10 protein-coding genes are annotated in these 16416 nt (G+C 55.6%); 7 read left to right on the forward strand and 3 right to left on the reverse strand.

Annotation, left to right across the window (positions count from 1 at the left end; translation table 11 throughout):
* Window positions 1–58: 58 nt before the first annotated feature.
* The 6 genes from SH528x_RS02650 to SH528x_RS02675 all read left to right on the forward strand — a co-directional run bounded on the left by SH528x_RS02650 (window position 59) and on the right by SH528x_RS02675 (window position 9905).
* On the forward strand, window positions 59–292 hold the full coding sequence (locus SH528x_RS02650; protein WP_442508985.1) for a DUF3311 domain-containing protein: 234 nt from the start codon (window positions 59–61) through the stop codon (window positions 290–292).
* Window positions 289–1974: a sodium:solute symporter family protein gene (locus SH528x_RS02655; protein WP_442508986.1), complete on the forward strand. Its 1686-nt coding sequence runs from the start codon at window positions 289–291 to the stop codon at window positions 1972–1974. Before SH528x_RS02650 ends, SH528x_RS02655 begins: the two co-directional genes overlap by 4 nt.
* A 9-nt stretch (window positions 1975–1983) precedes the next feature.
* On the forward strand, window positions 1984–3798 hold the full coding sequence (locus SH528x_RS02660) for an SLC13 family permease (protein ID WP_442508987.1): 1815 nt from the start codon (window positions 1984–1986) through the stop codon (window positions 3796–3798).
* 332 nt (window positions 3799–4130) lie between these two features.
* Window positions 4131–4790 (forward strand): TetR family transcriptional regulator, encoded by a 660-nt coding sequence (locus SH528x_RS02665; protein ID WP_442508988.1) that lies wholly within the window; start codon window positions 4131–4133, stop codon window positions 4788–4790.
* On the forward strand, window positions 4780–6549 hold the full coding sequence (locus tag SH528x_RS02670) for an efflux RND transporter periplasmic adaptor subunit (protein ID WP_442508989.1): 1770 nt from the start codon (window positions 4780–4782) through the stop codon (window positions 6547–6549). Before SH528x_RS02665 ends, SH528x_RS02670 begins: the two co-directional genes overlap by 11 nt.
* Window positions 6549–9905, forward strand: coding sequence for an efflux RND transporter permease subunit (locus SH528x_RS02675; protein WP_442508990.1), 3357 nt, complete (start codon window positions 6549–6551; stop codon window positions 9903–9905). The genes SH528x_RS02670 and SH528x_RS02675 overlap by 1 nt, the downstream gene beginning before the upstream one ends.
* A 23-nt stretch (window positions 9906–9928) precedes the next feature.
* Here the strand turns inward: SH528x_RS02675 and hrpB are convergent, their stop codons facing one another.
* The 3 genes from hrpB to SH528x_RS02690 form a co-directional block, all read right to left on the reverse strand.
* Window positions 9929–12466 (reverse strand): ATP-dependent helicase HrpB, encoded by a 2538-nt coding sequence (gene hrpB, locus SH528x_RS02680; RefSeq protein ID WP_442508991.1) that lies wholly within the window; start codon window positions 12464–12466, stop codon window positions 9929–9931.
* A 38-nt stretch (window positions 12467–12504) separates the two neighbouring features.
* Window positions 12505–13047 carry a DinB family protein gene (locus SH528x_RS02685; RefSeq protein WP_442508992.1) on the reverse strand — a complete coding sequence of 181 codons (543 nt, stop codon included), beginning with the start codon at window positions 13045–13047 and terminating at the stop codon, window positions 12505–12507.
* A 102-nt stretch (window positions 13048–13149) separates the two neighbouring features.
* Window positions 13150–14112: a sugar phosphate isomerase/epimerase family protein gene (locus tag SH528x_RS02690; protein ID WP_442508993.1), complete on the reverse strand. Its 963-nt coding sequence runs from the start codon at window positions 14110–14112 to the stop codon at window positions 13150–13152.
* A gap of 322 nt (window positions 14113–14434) precedes the next feature.
* On the opposite strand from SH528x_RS02690, the gene SH528x_RS02695 reads away from it, so the two are divergent.
* Window positions 14435–16336: a hypothetical protein gene (locus tag SH528x_RS02695; protein ID WP_442508994.1), complete on the forward strand. Its 1902-nt coding sequence runs from the start codon at window positions 14435–14437 to the stop codon at window positions 16334–16336.
* Window positions 16337–16416 lie beyond the last annotated feature (80 nt).

Here is a 16416-nt window from a genome sequence, read left to right on the forward strand (position 1 = left end):
GAAGCTCAAATTCACCCTCCCTCTGTACTCGCTGCCCATCCAACCTAGAGTGCGTGTCATGAAATATCTCATTTGGGGCCTCATTCTCTTCTTGGTGGTGATCCACCAAGATGTCTGGAATTGGGGCAATGACCGATTAGTTTTCGGTTTTCTGCCATTCACGCTTGCCTATCATGCCGCAATTTCGATTGCAGCAAGTGTGGTTTGGTTCCTGGCCGCCACGTTCGCTTGGCCCCAGCACCTCGAAGATGATGCAATGTCGGCCACGGAAACCGAGGAGAGTGCAGTATGAGTCCAGGAATGATCAAAGTCACCATTATTGGTGTGTACCTGGGGATGTTGCTGTGCCTCGGTCTGTTTTCGTCGCGATTGTTCAAAGGAACGTCGAAAGATTACATGCTGGCGAGCCATTCGATTGGCCCGTTCCTGCTGCTAATGTCGCTGTTCGGGACCACGATGACCGGTTTTGCACTGGTTGGGTCCACCGGCGAGGCCTTTTCCGAAGGTGTGGGGGTCTACGCCATGCTGGCCTCCTCGTCGGGCATTATCCACTCGTTGTGCTTTTTCGTCCTGGGCGTGAAGCTGTGGTCGTGGGGTAAAAAATACGGATACACCACCCAAGTTGGGTTCTTTCGTGACCGCTTGGAAAGCAACAACATCGGGTTGGTGTTGTTCCCGATTCTTGTCGCCCTGGTGGTTCCCTATTTGTTGGTCGGCGTCGTGTCGGCTGGAAAGGCGATCGAGGGAGCGACTCGCGGCGATTTCCCGGGTTTGACCGAGAACGGGGGCATTCCTCCGTGGTTGACCGAGTTGGTGATCTGCGTGGTCGTGCTGATCTACGTTTTCTTTGGCGGCATGCGAGGCACGGCGTGGGCGAACACGTTTCAAACGATCGTGTTTATGATTCTGGGCGTTGTGGCGTTCTATTTGATCGCAACCAACCTTGCCGAAAAATCGGTTGCCGACGGACGTGCCCACGAAATGCGTGACGGCGAACGGATCGTTCGCACCGAACCTCCGACCGGGTTCTTAGACGCCTTACATATTGTCAGCCAAGAGATACCGAGGGCGAGACGTGTGCGAGCCGAAGTGACGCTCTCGGATCAAATTGAATCGGTCGAGGCACCTGCTCAGTTCCGGACCCGCGAAAAAATGGATCCGTGGTTGTTCTTTACCTACATGCTGATTCCCTTTTCGGTGGGGATGTTCCCTCACTTGTTCCAGCACTGGTTGACCGCCAAGAGTGGTCGGGCGTTCAAGTTGCCGGTGGTAGTACACCCGGTCTTCATCATGATTGTCTGGATCCCGTGCGTGTTGATCGGAGTTTGGGCCACCAGCGGGCTGATTAATATTCCTCCACCGATTGCTGCGGAGCCGAACAAGGTGCTCGGGTTCATGGTCAAGTCGCTTTCGGGCGATGTCCTCGGAGGCTTTTTGCTGGCTGGGATTCTGGCGGCGATCATGTCCAGCCTGGATAGTCAATTCCTCTGCATCGGAACCATGTTCACGACCGATATCGTGGTCCACTACGCTGGCAAAGACCGTTTTACAGATCGACAAATTGTCTTGATCTCGCGATGCTTCATCGTGGCGGTCGTTGCGATCACGTTCGCTCTTAGCTTGACCGACGTGGCTCAAGCACGCGTGTTCCAGTTAGGTATTTGGTGCTTCAGTGGATTTAGCAGCCTATTTCCGCTCGCGTTGCTGGCGGTTTATTGGCGTGGGCTAACCAAATGGGGTGCCTATGCTGGTGTGATCACCGCGTTTGCCACTTGGTGTGTCTTGTTTGCGAAATCCAATTTTGCCAAGATCGATAACTGGTCGGTCGATATTCCTTGGGGTGACGAAGTCATTCACACGATGCCGGTAGCGACGATGTTTTTAGCATCTGCCGTGGCCATCGTTGTGGTTTCGCTTGTCACTAAACCGCCAAGTGATGCAACGTTGCAAAAGTTTTTTCCTGAGCGAGCATAGTCCGTATCCATGGTGACTTGGGAAGCATGGTTTACCGTCATCATCGCTGGCTCACTGCTGGTGTGTCTCGCGATGCGTGTGGCGGCAACCGACTTGCTTGCCTTGATGTTCCTGGGGCTGATTATGTTAGCCCAGGAAATCAGTGGATCGACGTTATTACCGACCGCCGAAGAGGCGGTCGCGGGTTTCGGCAACAAAGGCTTGATCACCGTCGCTCTGCTGTTTTCAGTGGTCGCGGGACTCGAGTTTACCGGTGGCACCGAACTTGCCACCGGGTGGCTGCTTAGCAAGGCCAAGACCCTTTTCGATGCGCAAGTCCGACTGCTTGTTCCCGTCGCTGCGCTGAGCGGTTTTTTGAACAACACGCCGTTGGTTGCGGCGCTGATGCCCGTCGTTGGTGACTTGAGTAAACGCGTCTCTGTCAGCAGCAGTCGGTTGCTGCTGCCATTGTCATACGCCGCGATTCTGGGCGGAATGTGCACGATCATGGGGACCAGCACCAATCTGATCATCAAAGACAAGTACGAACAGCTCAACGGCAATCAGATGGCGTTTTTCGAGCCCGCTGCCGTTGGCGTTCCCGCCGCGATTGTGGGTTTGATCTACATCATTGTTTGCGCCCGCTGGTTGCTGCCCGAGCGTCAGGCGGCTGTTAGTGTTTCGGATGACCCGCGACAATACACCGTCGAAATGGAAGTCGATCACTCGGGACCGCTGGTCGGACGCACGCTGCAAGAGGCAGGGCTTCGGCATTTGCCGGGGTTGTACGTTGCTGAGATCCAGCGTGAGGATGGGGTTATCGCAGCCGCTAAACCGAATGAGGTCTTGCGGGCCAATGATGTTTTGATTCTCGTCGGCGCCCTCGATAGCGTCGTCGATATGCGAAAGATCCGTGGCTTGACGATTCCCGACGGTCAAGCGCGTAAACTGCGTGTGCCAACGTGGCAACGGACGCTTGTCGAAGCGGTCGTCAGCTCGCGCTGCGCCATGTTAGGCAAGACCATTCGCGAAGGCAAATTTCGCTCGCATTACAACGCGGCCGTTGTCGCGGTCGCTCGCGGTGGGCGACGATTGACCGGCAAGATCGGTGATGTGCGGTTAGAGGTAGGCGACGTGTTGCTACTGGAAGCGTCGCCTTCGTTTCTGCATCGACGCCGCGAGTCGCATGACTTTTATCTGGTCAGCACCGTTGAAAAAGGAGCGGTCCGCCGTCCAGAGCTCGCTTGGTTGTCGATCGGTGTCATGCTCGCCATGGTTGTCGCTGCAACGTTGACGCCTGTTTCGATCATGACCTCGGCCCTAATCGCGGCGATTGCCATGATCGTGTTCCGCTGCTGCACTGCATCGGAGGCACGTCGAAGTATCGATTGGTCGGTGCTGATCGTGATCGGCGCGGCCATCGGAATTGGCGAATCGCTCCGGCAAAGCAAAGCGGCCGATGCCATCGCCAACGGCATGCTCAGCATTGCCCAGGGTGATAATCTCGGTTCGCTGGCGGCGATCTTTATCGCCACGATGATCTGTACTGAGCTGATCACCAACAACGCTGCGGCCGTGTTGATGTTTACCATTGCGGTCAGCACGGCAGGCAAATTGGGTGTCGACCCGGCCCCCTTTGTCATCGCGGTGATGATCGCAGCTTCGGCAAGCTTTCTGACGCCGATCGGTTATCAAACCAACACGATGGTTTACGGTGTCGGCGGTTATCGTTTTAGCGACTACGTACGATTCGGCTTCCCATTAAGCATCATTGTGTTTGTGGTTTCGATGCTGATCATCCCCCAGGTCTGGCCCTTTACCCCCGTCGTCCTGCCAGCACCCTAGTTTCATGGCGGCTTTCGCCGCCGCTCTTGCAGCGCAGATGGCATTGGGCGGAATCCCCGGTTGCCCGTTCGTTGGGCTTGGAGTCGTTTCCGGTTGCGCGAATTTTCGGTTATTGCTCCGCTAACTCTGCTGATTCAGTGAGCCGTGACGCGTGAGCGGCCGAGTCCCACGCATTACCCGAGGCCTTACGGCCGTCGGCTCACCTCAGTCGTACGTTTCGATGCTGCTCTAGACAGGATCGAGGGAACCCGACTAAACTATTGTCGACCGGTGGTCGATAAATAGTGGACCGGCGGTCGTGTTTTGGGGTGAGGTAACGGGAGTTCCACAAAATGAATTGGCAGCGAGCGAGGAAACCGGCACAAAAAGCCGAGCGAATGACCGCGATTTTGGATGCCGCAGCGTCTCTTTTCGACGAGAAAGAGCTTTCGCAAATCTCGATGCGGGATGTCGCCCAGCGTGCAGGAGTGGGCAAGGCGAGTCTGTATCACTACGTCAAAACCAAGGAAGAAGTGTTTCTGTCGCTCTACGGTCACGAGCTGCAGTCGTGGCTCGAGAGCCTCGAGAAACGTCTCGAACGCCTCCGCAAACCTACACCCGAGCGTGTCGCTTCAGCACTGGTCGACGAACTGACGTCGCGTCCCCGGTTATGCCGCTTGAAGGTGGTGCTCGCGGTGGTGCTCGAACGCAATCTGTCGGACCAAGCGATTACGGAATTCAAAGAGTCGCTATTGGAACCGACCGATCGTTTTGTGGCGGTGATTCATCAATCGTTGCCTCAGTTGTCACTCGCCGCAGCCAAGGATTTTTTGATTCAGTATCACTCGGTGGTGGCCGGGTTATGGCCCATTGCCCACCCCAGCGATCAACTCGCGGCCGTCCTCGAAGAACCAAGATACAGTGACTTTCGTGTCGACTTTGCACCGCTGCTTCAGCGAACGCTCGTCAAATTATTGCAACCCAGCGAAAACGGAAACTCCGATGCAAAATAGACTAACGCGTTCTGGGAAACGCAGTGGATGGTGCCTGTTCCTTGTGACGTGTGGTTGCGTCGTAGTATTGGGATGCCAGAAACCAGCGATGGAATTTGTCGACAAGGCGGCTCAACCGGTGACGGTAATGACGCTAGTAAAAGCGATGCCTCCGTCGTCCTTTAGGGCGTCTGGAAGCGTCAAGTCGTGGAAGACCGAAGACCTCGGTTTTGAAGTCTCCGGGCGGTTGGAGTGGGTGCTCGAGCCTGGATTGGACGTGGACGGCCGGATCGTTGATCCCGATGGAAAACCAATTCAATCAGGCACGCCGCTCGCCCAAATTGAAACGGCTCAATACGACATCGCGGTCGAGTCGGCGGAGGCGGACGTCGAGGTTGCTGAACGTAAAAAAGAGAGTATCGAGATTCGTTTGGACGAGGCGTTGCCGGTGGAGATCGAGTCGGCCAAAGCTGATTTGGATTTAGCACAAACCGAATTCCAGCGGATGAAAAAACTGAATGCGCAACAAGCGGCATCACAATCCGAGTTCGACCAGGCAGAGAATTTGGTGCAAACGCGGAAGACAGCGTTGCGATCACTCGAGGCTAGCGAGAAGCAGGCTCGCGCGGAATTGAAGTCCGCAGCATCCGAAATCCGTCGCGCCCAACAAGTGCTGCGAGATGCCGAGCGAGACCTGAAAAACACCACGCTTTACGGTTCGTATCAAGGCCAGATCGCCGAGGTGATGGTGGTGCCCGGCAGCGTCGTCACCGCAGGATCGCCGGTGCTGAGGCTACAAATGTCCAACCCGATCAAGGTCGAAGTCGAGTTGTCATCACATCAATCACGTCAAATCCGTCAGCGGCGAAACTTGCCTGCCTCGTTTGAATTGCCTGATGGCACGATGCGGCACGTCAATGCGTTTGTCTACAGCATCGCGCCCAGCGCCGATCCGACCACGCGCACTTTTACGATGACGCTGCTGCTGCTGAACGAAAAGTTTCGCGACAATTTGCCGGACTCCATTTCAGAGGACACCGTGGCTAGGTCCGAAGATATTTGGCCGCTGAAACTCAATCGCATGATGGGAACCCCCGCCGAGGTAACGCTCGTCGAAGAGAAATCGATCCATCATGATGACGAAGGTGCCTTCGTTTATCGCGTGACCAATGCAAAGCTGAACGACGTTCTGCCGAAAATCTTAAAAGTCGAACGTCAACGTTTGATTGAAAATGATTTACGGATTCCGTTTCTGGGCAATTGGGTCTTTCGATCGGTGTCGTTCTTGGATGACGATGGCGGCAACGAAACGCTTTCGCTAGACACGATCTACATTGGCGAATTGGAAAAGGGCCCCTCCGCCGCGTCCGACTGGGATGGCGAATCGGTGGTGTTGGACGCGGGAGCCCAGTGGATGCTGCGACCCGGCGATCTGGTCTCCGTTGATCTCTCTAGCAACGATGCAGAGTTCGGTTTCCATGTGCCGATCAATGCGATTTACGAAGAATCGGGCGAGACGTTCTTGTTTGTCACCCAAGACGGTATTGCGAAAAAAATTTCCGTTCAGCAGAAGCAAGCCGAGAATCTGGATGCTGGTTCGGTTGTCGAGATTCAGTCGCCCGAATTAGCCGACGGGATGCAATTCATCGTCGGAGGCGTCCACTATTTGCGTGACGGTGAAGAGGTGCGAATTGTGCAAACCGCGTTAGCCGACACAACTGAGAACGACGTGCCCCTGAGTGTGCCAGCAATGGACATCGTTGAATCGGAGTCGTTGTAATGTCACTCCCTGCATTGGCGGTCAAGTATCGCCCTATCGTGATTTCGGTCGTATTGCTCGCGATGGTGTGCGGCGCATTTACCTATGTCACTATTCCGCGTCGCGAAGATCCCGAGTTTACGATTCGCGTGTGTGTTGTTTCGACCTCGTGGCCGGGGGCGCCTGCGGAAACCGTCGAGGAATTGATCACCGATAAAATCGAACAGAGTTTGATCAGCATCGAGGAGGTCGATTTTACGCGGTCCACGACGTTGACGGGCCAGTCGACGATTTTTGTCGAATTGGAAGACAGCATCGCACCCGCCGATATTCAGAATGTTTGGGACAAGGTCCGCGCACGCGTGCAAACCGTGCCGATGCCCGAGCCCGACATCATCCCCGTCGTCAACGATGAATTTGGCGATACTGCGGTGTTATTGCTGGCGGTACACCAGACGCCATCGCATGGACGTGAGCACGTTCGCGAACAAGATCTCTATTCGCCTCGTGATTTGGAAATCTATGCCGAAGAGGTTCAAGACGCAGTGCGGCTGTTGCCGGGCGTAGCCAAAGTCGAAATGTTTGGCGAGCGGGATGAAGCGATCTATATCGAAACGGGACTTGCCAATTGGTCACAGCTAGGTTTGACGACGGAACAGCTTGAAACGTTGGCTCGCGAACGAAATATCATCGAGGCCGGAGGCGAGCTAGACACCGAATCGGGCCACTATGCCGTCAAAACGGGCGGTGAGTTTAATGCGGTTCAAGAGATTCAGCAGATCGCCAGCACCGTCCGCACCAACGGTGGCGATAACAGCGTCCCGCTTGCCGAGCTTGGTTTGACGGTGACGCGAGGTTTCGAGGATCCCGCAGATTACATCTGTCGTTTCGGCGATTCGTCGGGGGTGACTCCCGCTGTGATGTTGGGGATCACGATGAAATCGGGATCGAACATTATTGACGTTTGTGACGCAGCCAAAGCTCGGGTGCGAATGTTGGCCGATGTCGAGCAACGACTGCCGCCCGATATCGCGGTCACCCCGGTCTCGGACCAAAGCGAAAGTGTGGCGAAGAAAATACACGATGTGATCATCAATGTGATCGAAGCCGTGTTGATCGTGGTGGTGGTTGTCTATTTGGTCGTCGGTTTTCGCACTTCGTTTGTGATGGCGGCGAACATTCCGATTGTCGTCGTGATCGCGGTGGGGTTGATTGCTCCATTGGGTGTCCAATTGGAACAGATCTCGCTTGCGGCTCTGATTATTTCGCTTGGCTTGTTGGTCGACAACGCGGTTCAAGTTTGTGACCAAGCTCGCACGAATCAAATTGCCGGGATGCGGCCTTTTCCCGCGGCGATTGAGGGAGCCAATACCCTCGCAATTCCGATGTTGGTCGGAACGCTAACGACGATGGCTGCATTCATTCCGATGTTGTTTTCACTCGAAGGAGGCGGTAAGGAATACGTCTATAGCTTGCCGATCACGGTTTCCACGACGCTGGCACTCAGCTGGTTATTGGCGATGACGTTGTGTGTGATTTTGGCAGGCATGTTCATTCGGGCGCCCCAGGGTGACGAGTCGGGTTCGCCCGTGGTGAATGCATTCTCGGCGATGGGCCGCTTGGGTTCACGCTTTCGCCGCCGCTCGCGTAAGACGCGTGACTCCGGTTCCGCAAGCAACGCTGCGGGCAAAGTCTTCTCGGAAAACTGGACGTACCGTGTTTACGGAGTGATCGGACGGTTGGCCGTGCGAGCGAAATGGGGAACCGCGCTAGCAACGTTGTTGTTGATCGTCGGCATCATGACGTTGCCGGTCGGTTCCGAGTTTTTTCCCGAAGCCGATGGCACTCAATTCGCCGTGAAAATCATCTTGCCGGAAACGGCCACGATCAAGCAAACCGATGCAGTGGCCCGGCAAGTGGAAACAATCGTGCAAAAGTTGGGGGCCGCGAGCGATTACAGTCCTGCTCGATTGCGAGCGTTTCGGACCATGGTGGGCGGCGGCGGCTCGCGTTGGCACCTCGGCTGGAGTCCCGAACCAAAGACTCGCACGTATGCTGAAATTTTGGTTCGCACGACCGACAGCTCCGTGACGACTCACTATGCACAGCGAGTGCGTGAGATCGCCGAACGAGGCGATGAGGAACTGGGGATCCAGCCGATCGTCGGCGCACGCGTGGTTCCGGTGCAATTGGCGTTGGGGCCGCCCGCCGACCCGTTGGTTTTTCGTGTCGCGGGGAACGGGTTTGCCGATCCCGCGATTCTGCGTTCCGCTGCAAATCATTTGAAGAAACTCGTCGAAGAACAACCGGAAACTTGGGACGTCAACGACTCCTGGGGCGTCGATGGTTACCAAGTTCGCGTTGATGTGAACCAGGATCGTGCCGTATTGGCCGGCGTGACGAACTCGCAAGTCGCTCGCACGTTGAACTCGTACTACTCGGGGCTGCGATTGACAACGTTTCGCGAAGGAGATCACGAAGTTCCGGTCTATTTCCGGCTAAAACCCAATCAACGTGAATCGATTCGCGGACTGCAAGAATCGTTCGTCGAAGGGGATCTTGGTAAGGTGCCGTTGTCGTCGATCGCGAGTCTGGAAACCACCTTCGTATTGGCCAAGATCGCCCGCCGCAACATGAACCGGACTATCGAAGTCAGTTCGCGAATGGAGCCCGGCGTGACTGGCAATGACGTCGTTTCTCGGTTGCTCAAAAGCAAAGAGATGAAGGCACTGAGTGAGAGTTTGCCGGTTGGTTACTGGATCGAGCCCGGCGGCGCGTTTGAAGAGAGTGCCGAAGCCGGCGGGCAAATGATGATGTCGTTTGCGATCTCATTTGTGCTGATCGTGTTGTGTTTGATTTTTCAGTACAACGGTTGGTCCAAGCCGCTGATCATCTTGTCAACGCTGCCTTTGGCGTTGGCGGGAGCATGGTTGGGGTTGTTTTTGTTTGATGAATCGCTCGGGTTCATGCCCCAGCTTGGGATTTTGGCTTTGTTCGGGATCGTTTTGAATACCGCGATCATCTTTGTTGAGTTTGCCGATATCTTGATCGCCCAGCGAGCGAGCGAGAAAGCGAGTGCGGGAACCGCTGATGGACCGATCGTCGGTCTCAGCGTTGCCGAGTTCCGTGAGTGTTTGATCGACGCAGGTAAGCAGCGGATGCTGCCGATCTTCCTAACCACGGCGACCACGGTGGGCGGTTTGATCCCGTTGGCACTCAGTGGCGGGGCGCTTTGGGAGGGACTCGCTTGGTGCATGATTGTCGGTTTGTTACTGACAACGTTCCTGACGCTGATCGTGGTTCCCGCGTTCTACGCGATCCTGGTCGAAACCTTGGGCGTGAAACCGGTCATAATGCCCACGGATGAAAATGATTAACCCAATCTTACAGAGGGGCGAGATCAATCTCTTGGCTTTAAACCGTTGTGCGTGGCTTTCGCGGTCAGCGGGTCTTCGGGCCAAAAGTGTTTGGGATAGCGGCGACGCAGTTCCTTGCGGACCACCGGGTAGGTTGTCTTCCAGAAACTATTCAAATCATCGGTGATCTGTTGCGGGCGACGATTTGGACCGAGCAAGTGCAGTTGCAGCGGCACCTTGCCGCCAGCGATACGTGGCGTGTCGGTCCAGCCAAACAACTCTTGCAATTTGACATGGATTGCGGGCGGCTTGCCCTCAGCGTATTCGACACGCACCGTGTTGCCACTGGGAACGCTGATTCGTTCGGGAGCGTGACGTTCGATCAGTTGCTGCTGAGCATAGTCGAACACTCCTTTGAAATGATCCAGCCAAGCCGCCCGGCGAAGCTGGGCTAGCGACGTCATCGATTGACACAGTTGCTCGAGCACGCTTTGCACGGCGGCGTCGTCAAGCTTGGGAATCTCTAAGTCCGGCATCTGCGAGTGCAAAAAGCGTACTCGTTGTAAAAATGCCAGCGCTGCTTCGTTTTTATCGGTCAGCAGCGACTGGATATCACCTCGCACCACATCGGTCAATACCGTCGCCACATGGGGACTGGGCTGACACTCGATCGGTGATTCACTAAGAACGAGGTCATGAAAGTATTGCCGTCTTCGTGCGATGACGACTTGTTTTGCGGGATCATAAAAAGGCTCATCGACCGTACGAACCTGGGACGCGTCGAGCCACTCCAGCTCGATCGGTACCGCGACTCGCACCATCGCTTCGGATCCGCGATCGTCGACATCGATACACACAAAGTATTTCGAGGGCGTTCCTGCTTCGTGAGCCAGCGCCCCATTGGCAAGCTGCACACCGCGGCCGCCTACCATCACCCCACGGTCGCTGTCGTGGCTTCGTCGACGCGCGACGCGATCGGGATAGGCCGCCAGCAAACATTGTTGCAATGCCTGGTTATCACCTGAGTGCTGCTGCGAGTTATCCGCCGCCCCCAAAATTCGGCGAATTTGTTTGGCAACTCGCTGGATTTGTTTCGCTGCCCCACGATCGATCTCGATACGAGTATCTCCATCGAGAAAGCGTTTCAATTTTTCAATCTGGTCAAACAGACTTAATGCCTGCGAGCGAAACGGACTGCGTTCACTCAACAGCGCCGCAATGAGCGTCGCGTCGGAAACCACTCCGAAATCATCAGCGGCGACGAGGAATCGAGCAATCCTGGGATGCAGTGGTAATCGCATCATGCGTCGACCGACCGGCAATAATGCACCAGCGTCATCGATTGCGCCTAGCGAGACCAACAACCGTTTGGCTCGATCAACCGTCTCGTTTGACGGCGGAGTCAACCATGGAAAATCCAATGCATCACGTTCGCCCCAACCCGCCAACATCAAGGCGGCGGAGCTAAAGTCCGCACGCTCGATTTCGGGCGAATCGTGCAGCCGACGCGATCGATGGGCAGCCAGCGGCCAAAGCCGGAAACAAACTCCCGCTTCGGTTCGCCCGGCTCGCCCTGCACGCTGGTCCGCCGAGGCCTGGGAAATCGGTTCCAAACGAAGCACCGGAAGCCCCACGGCGGGATTGAACCGCATCACGCGAGCGAGCCCGCTGTCGATTACCGCGGTCACGCCAGGAATTGTGACCGAGGTTTCCGCGACATTGGTGGCAAGAATGATTTTGCGTTTTTTTGATGCCGAAAGCACCGCGTCTTGATCGGCCGCATTCATCTCGCCGTACAGATCATGCAGAGTACAATCCGCAGCCATCCCGCTTGCTTCGATCATCCGGTGTGTTCGCCGGATTTCACCCACCCCTGGCAAAAAGATCAGCACGTGACCGGTGGTCCGATCGAGTGCTGCGGGCAACGTTTCGATGATTTGCGAATCGATCGGCTGCTTGGACAGATGAGGTGAATGGACGATGTCGACCGGAAATGCCCGCCCTTCGCTGTGCACCGAAACGGCATCGCCGAGAAACGCTGCCACTGGCTCGGTCGCCAACGTGGCCGACATCACGATCAGTTTTAGTTCGGGACGCAGCGTCGTGCGAATGCGGTACAGCATCCCCAGTGCCGAATCGATCTCGAGTGAACGTTCGTGGAATTCGTCCAAGATCACACAGCCGACGTTTTCCAGCAGAGGATCATCGCTAAGTCGCCGCAGCAACATGCCGGTCGTCATCACGATCAACCGCGTTTGCTTGGACGTGCAGCGATCAAAGCGGACGTGATAGCCAATGCGGCTACCTAATTCGCTGTGGTCCAGATGAGCCAACCGCGATGCTGCACCGCGTGCGGCCAAGCGACGCGGTTGAATCAATAGAATCTCGCCGTCATCGACGATCTTCCGCTGCAGCAATGCCAGTGGAACTAGCGTCGTTTTTCCAGCGCCCGGAGGCGCCTTTAATACCACAGGAATCGACTCGGACGCCGAAGCAAGGATCGAGTCCAAACATTCCGCGACCGGCAAGTCGAGGGAGTTAGCATCGCTTGAAGCCGAGTTGCCGGAACCAGAATCGCTCACGTAGAGATGCTCACTTGGATTGCGTCAGAGACTTGTGGTTAGGCAGGTCCCAAGCCAGACGCTCTTCGCCACGCACTGATTTGGCCGACGTGAAGCGTGATGTGACCACCGACGTAGAAGTTCAACATCGCACCGGCCGTAGGAAGACGATCTCGCATCGCTTCATTGGGATTCGGCTCTAACAAGACAGCGTCGTCCGCTGTTTCGAGTGCCGTTATCGCGGCTTCGTAGCCGGTATCGAATGCGTTTAGGATCTCGTCCATCGGGGGATAGATATTGCCCTCGGGATCGTCGACACACTTCGCTGACTTGGAGAACACTTTGACAAATTCATCACTTGGCAGGTAGGCCGATGCATCGCCCCCCAACGCCTTGATCACCTCGGACGCATACAGACTCAAGTGCCCGAAAACAAACGCGGGATGGTTTGATTCGATTACCGTATCACCGCACTTGGCGAAGCGAGCAAATTGTTCGGGGGTGACGTCTTTGAGCATTCGTTGGGCGTTGGCAAGTCCAATCCGGCTGGACGCTGCGATCATAGGACCGATGTTGGGCACGGCGATAAATCCTTGTTTCATTCGAGTTTAAAATTCGTCAGACGGCATATCGTAGGTAGCGATGCCGAGGATCGTCTAGACACCGACACCCATTTGAGGATCGCAGCCGCTTGCTAACTTAAATCACGCTTGGGCGATCGCGTCCGCCACAACTTGCTTGGACTTTTCTAACCCCTCGCGGGCGACTTCCAACGCGTCGCGCTTCCAATACTCGGGATTAAACAACTCGAGTGAAAATGTGCCGCGAAAACCATGGTCAAGCAATAAGCGAATCGTCGGCACGAGCGGGCAAACCCCGTCGCCGGGAAAGACGCGATCTTTGTCGCTGATGTCGCGCTGTGAAGGTTCGCCTGGATAATCATTGATGTGGAAGCAGTGCATCCGCGAGGCTTCGATCATTCCTAGACCTGCGAAATCGCTGCCGCCTTTGTAGATGTGATAGAAATCGGGCAGCACACATGCCTTGGGGTGCTCAGCGGCCGTGGCGACATACGCCAATTCACCCAGCGTGCTGATCGTGGGGGAAAAACCCCAAAGTTCCAACTGAGGCGTGACTCCGGTTTCGTCTCCGACTTCCAACAGAGCACGATAACGCTTGGCGATGACCTCAAGTGGCGGCGATACCGCGTCTTTTTGATGAGCCCCGATGGGCGGCGCGGCAATCCGTGTCCCCCCGATGGAACGAACTAACTCCATGTCGCGGCGGGCCGTTTCGAGTCCTGCTTTTCGCTGTTCGTCGTCATCGTTAATCCATTGTGCGAAACCGATGGCACTTTCGACCGTCATCCCCGCATCTTCAATCTGCTTTCGTAAATCCGCAATACTACCGCCATTTTTGACATGAGTTTCTAGATCCCGAATCCATGGTTCGACGCCATCGTAGCCCGCTTTGGCGGCCACTTCGACCTGCTCTTTGACAGTCAGATTTTGTCCTCGCAGCGTACTCATATTGAGCGCAAAACGAACGGGGTATTTCTTGTTTGCGGAAACCGGTTCTGCTGCGGCGGCGGTTGCAACGTTGCGGGTCACCGCCAAACCGACGGCGGAAGTGCTGACAAGTCCAATAAAGTGGCGGCGATCGGTCATAGCAGCAAAACTCTCGGGAGGGAAAGTGAGGGTAAGAAAAAGGGGCAGGAGCCATCGTTTTACTCGATTAGCCTAATCAAAACATCATGGCGTTGCTCACACCGAAAATTCGCAATCTCAACAGGACTGGATTTCCTGGTTGCGACGCTCACCGAGAACTTTCAACACTTGGGAATTTCCGAAACTCGTCGCGACTCTTGCTGCAACAAAATAATCCCCGACGAATTTAGTTGCAGCACAGTGAAAAATCCTCACAATGGTTGGGGTGTGAACCACACACCTTTTCTAGATTGATGCTTTTCCCAACCGCATTTGTGCGTTGATGCCAAACGATTCACCCGAATCGAAATTTAATCCGCATCCATCGGATGCCAGCCGAACTGAGCCTACGCAATTAAGTTCACCTACTGACTCGCACGGCACAGGCAAACCCACTTCGCAACTGCGAATCGACTCCGAACGCGAGTCGCTTGAACTCGAACTGTTTCGAGTTCAGCGAGAAGCCGATGCGGCGCGTCATGAAGCACAAGCGGCGCGGTGCGATGCCGAAGCGGCCTCGATCGAATTAAAACTTCGTGGGATGGATGGGGCTCACCCCGAGCAGACACCGACGATAGCTGCCCCCAACACCGTCGTGCAGAGTCATGCGTCGCTGCAACAGACAGGTTTTGCACCCGCATCGAACGAATCTCCTCACTCCGAATCGCCTGCAGAACCCGATTCTGGACTTGCTCAAAACTCATCGGATGTTACTTGGTATGCGGGCCCGAAGCTCGAAAAACCTAGTTCCGAACCACTTGAATCCAAGCAGGTGGAAAAGGAGTTGCCTGCAGCCGCATTGGCTTCCACGTCGTTCCAGAGTTGGCAAGAGATTCGCGAAGCTTTCGATCACGATGCCGAATTGCCCACGGTAGATGTGAGGCAGAGAGCCGATGCAACCGAAAACAGCACTATTGACCCCACCGCCCCCGAAACCACTGCCTCCGAAGCCACCACTCCTGAAACCCGCGAAGCCAACACCTCCGCGCCGCAGCTACGCGTCGACTCTGCCCACCGCCAAACTTCTGCGCCTCACTTCCGTGACGACGTCTCGTCGGATGAAGTGAACCTTGATGAGGTAGCGGGTGAAACGAGCGAAGAGCCTGCTGTTTCCGTCGCAACGGCCGATTCTGCCGCCACTGAGTCTGTGAGCGCATTGGATGCACCGCTCCCGCTGATCTCGACCATCCAAAGCGGTGAGAAACCGTTTGAAAAAGCGGATATCGCGGAGCTTGATTCAGCGGTCGTGACCGACGATGCGGTGACGTCCGAGGATCGGCGACGAAAGCCAGCGGCTTGGATCGTCAGCACGATCGTGCATGCGGTCATTCTCGTCGTCCTTGGCGTTGTCACACTGCAAACACACAAGCCGTCGGACCAAGTGGCGTTATCTGCTTCGGCGCCTTCGGCATCCGAAGTATCGATGGAAACCTTTTCCCTTGAAAGCAGCGAATTGGAAACCGAGCCGACCGAGGAGCAAACCGAATCGGAGATCCAGTACGACTTGAGCCCTGTCGGCGAGATCGCGGTTTCCGATTTCAACCCGCCGCCACCGCCATCGATGCCCAGCCCGGCTGTGGCAATGCTCAGCCAGTCCAACAACTCGGCGGCAGCGATGTTGACCAAGCCCAGCGACTCGGATGCCAAGATCCAGTTTTGTGGAGTCGATGGCGGGGGCAACCATTTTGTCTATCTCGTCGACAGCAGCAAGAGCATGGGGGACGCCTTCAATTCCGCAAGGATCGAGTTACTGAAATCGATCAATGCGTTGCGTCCCGACCAACGGTTCTATGTGATTTTCTTTGATTCGGATCCAGACTTCATGCGGTTGAGCGATCCCAAAAAAGATGAACGTCGGAGTGCTTATGCGACACCGCAAAATAAGGCGGCGCTGCAGCGCTGGGCGATGAGTATTCGCGCCGACCGCGGCCGGAACCCCAACGATTTGCTCGAGTTTGTGCTCGGATTGCGAGCCGACGCGATCTTCTTGCTCTCGGACGGCGAGTTCCCTCAGTCAACCGAACTGTTGCTGAAGGAAAAGAATGTGCAACACAATCTGTTTGACACCGGCGGATTGATCAGCCGGGTGCATACGATTGCGTATTACAGTCGCGCAGGCGAAAGTCGGATGAAGCGAATTGCCGAGCAGAACCAGGGGCAATATCGCTACATTGCCAAGCCGTAAAGCAACATCTTTAGCGTAGCGAAAGTCGTCAACGGCTTTCGGCACATTGCCGTAGCCCCCGAAACTCTTGACGAGTTCCG

Origin of the sequence: Novipirellula methanifontis, from assembly GCF_052161655.1 — a bacterium.
In the GTDB taxonomy this organism is placed as follows: domain Bacteria; phylum Planctomycetota; class Planctomycetia; order Pirellulales; family Pirellulaceae; genus Novipirellula.

Excerpts from the sequence above, each read along its gene's own strand:
- SH528x_RS02690 (WP_442508993.1), bottom strand. The coding sequence starts at position 14,112 with ATGACCGATCGCCGCCACTTTATTGGACTTGTCAGCACTTCCGCCGTC.
- SH528x_RS02695 (WP_442508994.1), top strand. The coding sequence starts at position 14,435 with ATGCCAAACGATTCACCCGAATCGAAATTTAATCCGCATCCATCGGAT.
- SH528x_RS02660 (WP_442508987.1), top strand. The coding sequence starts at position 1,984 with ATGGTGACTTGGGAAGCATGGTTTACCGTCATCATCGCTGGCTCACTG.
- SH528x_RS02655 (WP_442508986.1), top strand. The coding sequence starts at position 289 with ATGAGTCCAGGAATGATCAAAGTCACCATTATTGGTGTGTACCTGGGG.
- SH528x_RS02675 (WP_442508990.1), top strand. The coding sequence starts at position 6,549 with ATGTCACTCCCTGCATTGGCGGTCAAGTATCGCCCTATCGTGATTTCG.
- SH528x_RS02670 (WP_442508989.1), top strand. The coding sequence starts at position 4,780 with ATGCAAAATAGACTAACGCGTTCTGGGAAACGCAGTGGATGGTGCCTG.
- SH528x_RS02650 (WP_442508985.1), top strand. The coding sequence starts at position 59 with ATGAAATATCTCATTTGGGGCCTCATTCTCTTCTTGGTGGTGATCCAC.
- SH528x_RS02685 (WP_442508992.1), bottom strand. The coding sequence starts at position 13,047 with ATGAAACAAGGATTTATCGCCGTGCCCAACATCGGTCCTATGATCGCA.
- SH528x_RS02665 (WP_442508988.1), top strand. The coding sequence starts at position 4,131 with ATGAATTGGCAGCGAGCGAGGAAACCGGCACAAAAAGCCGAGCGAATG.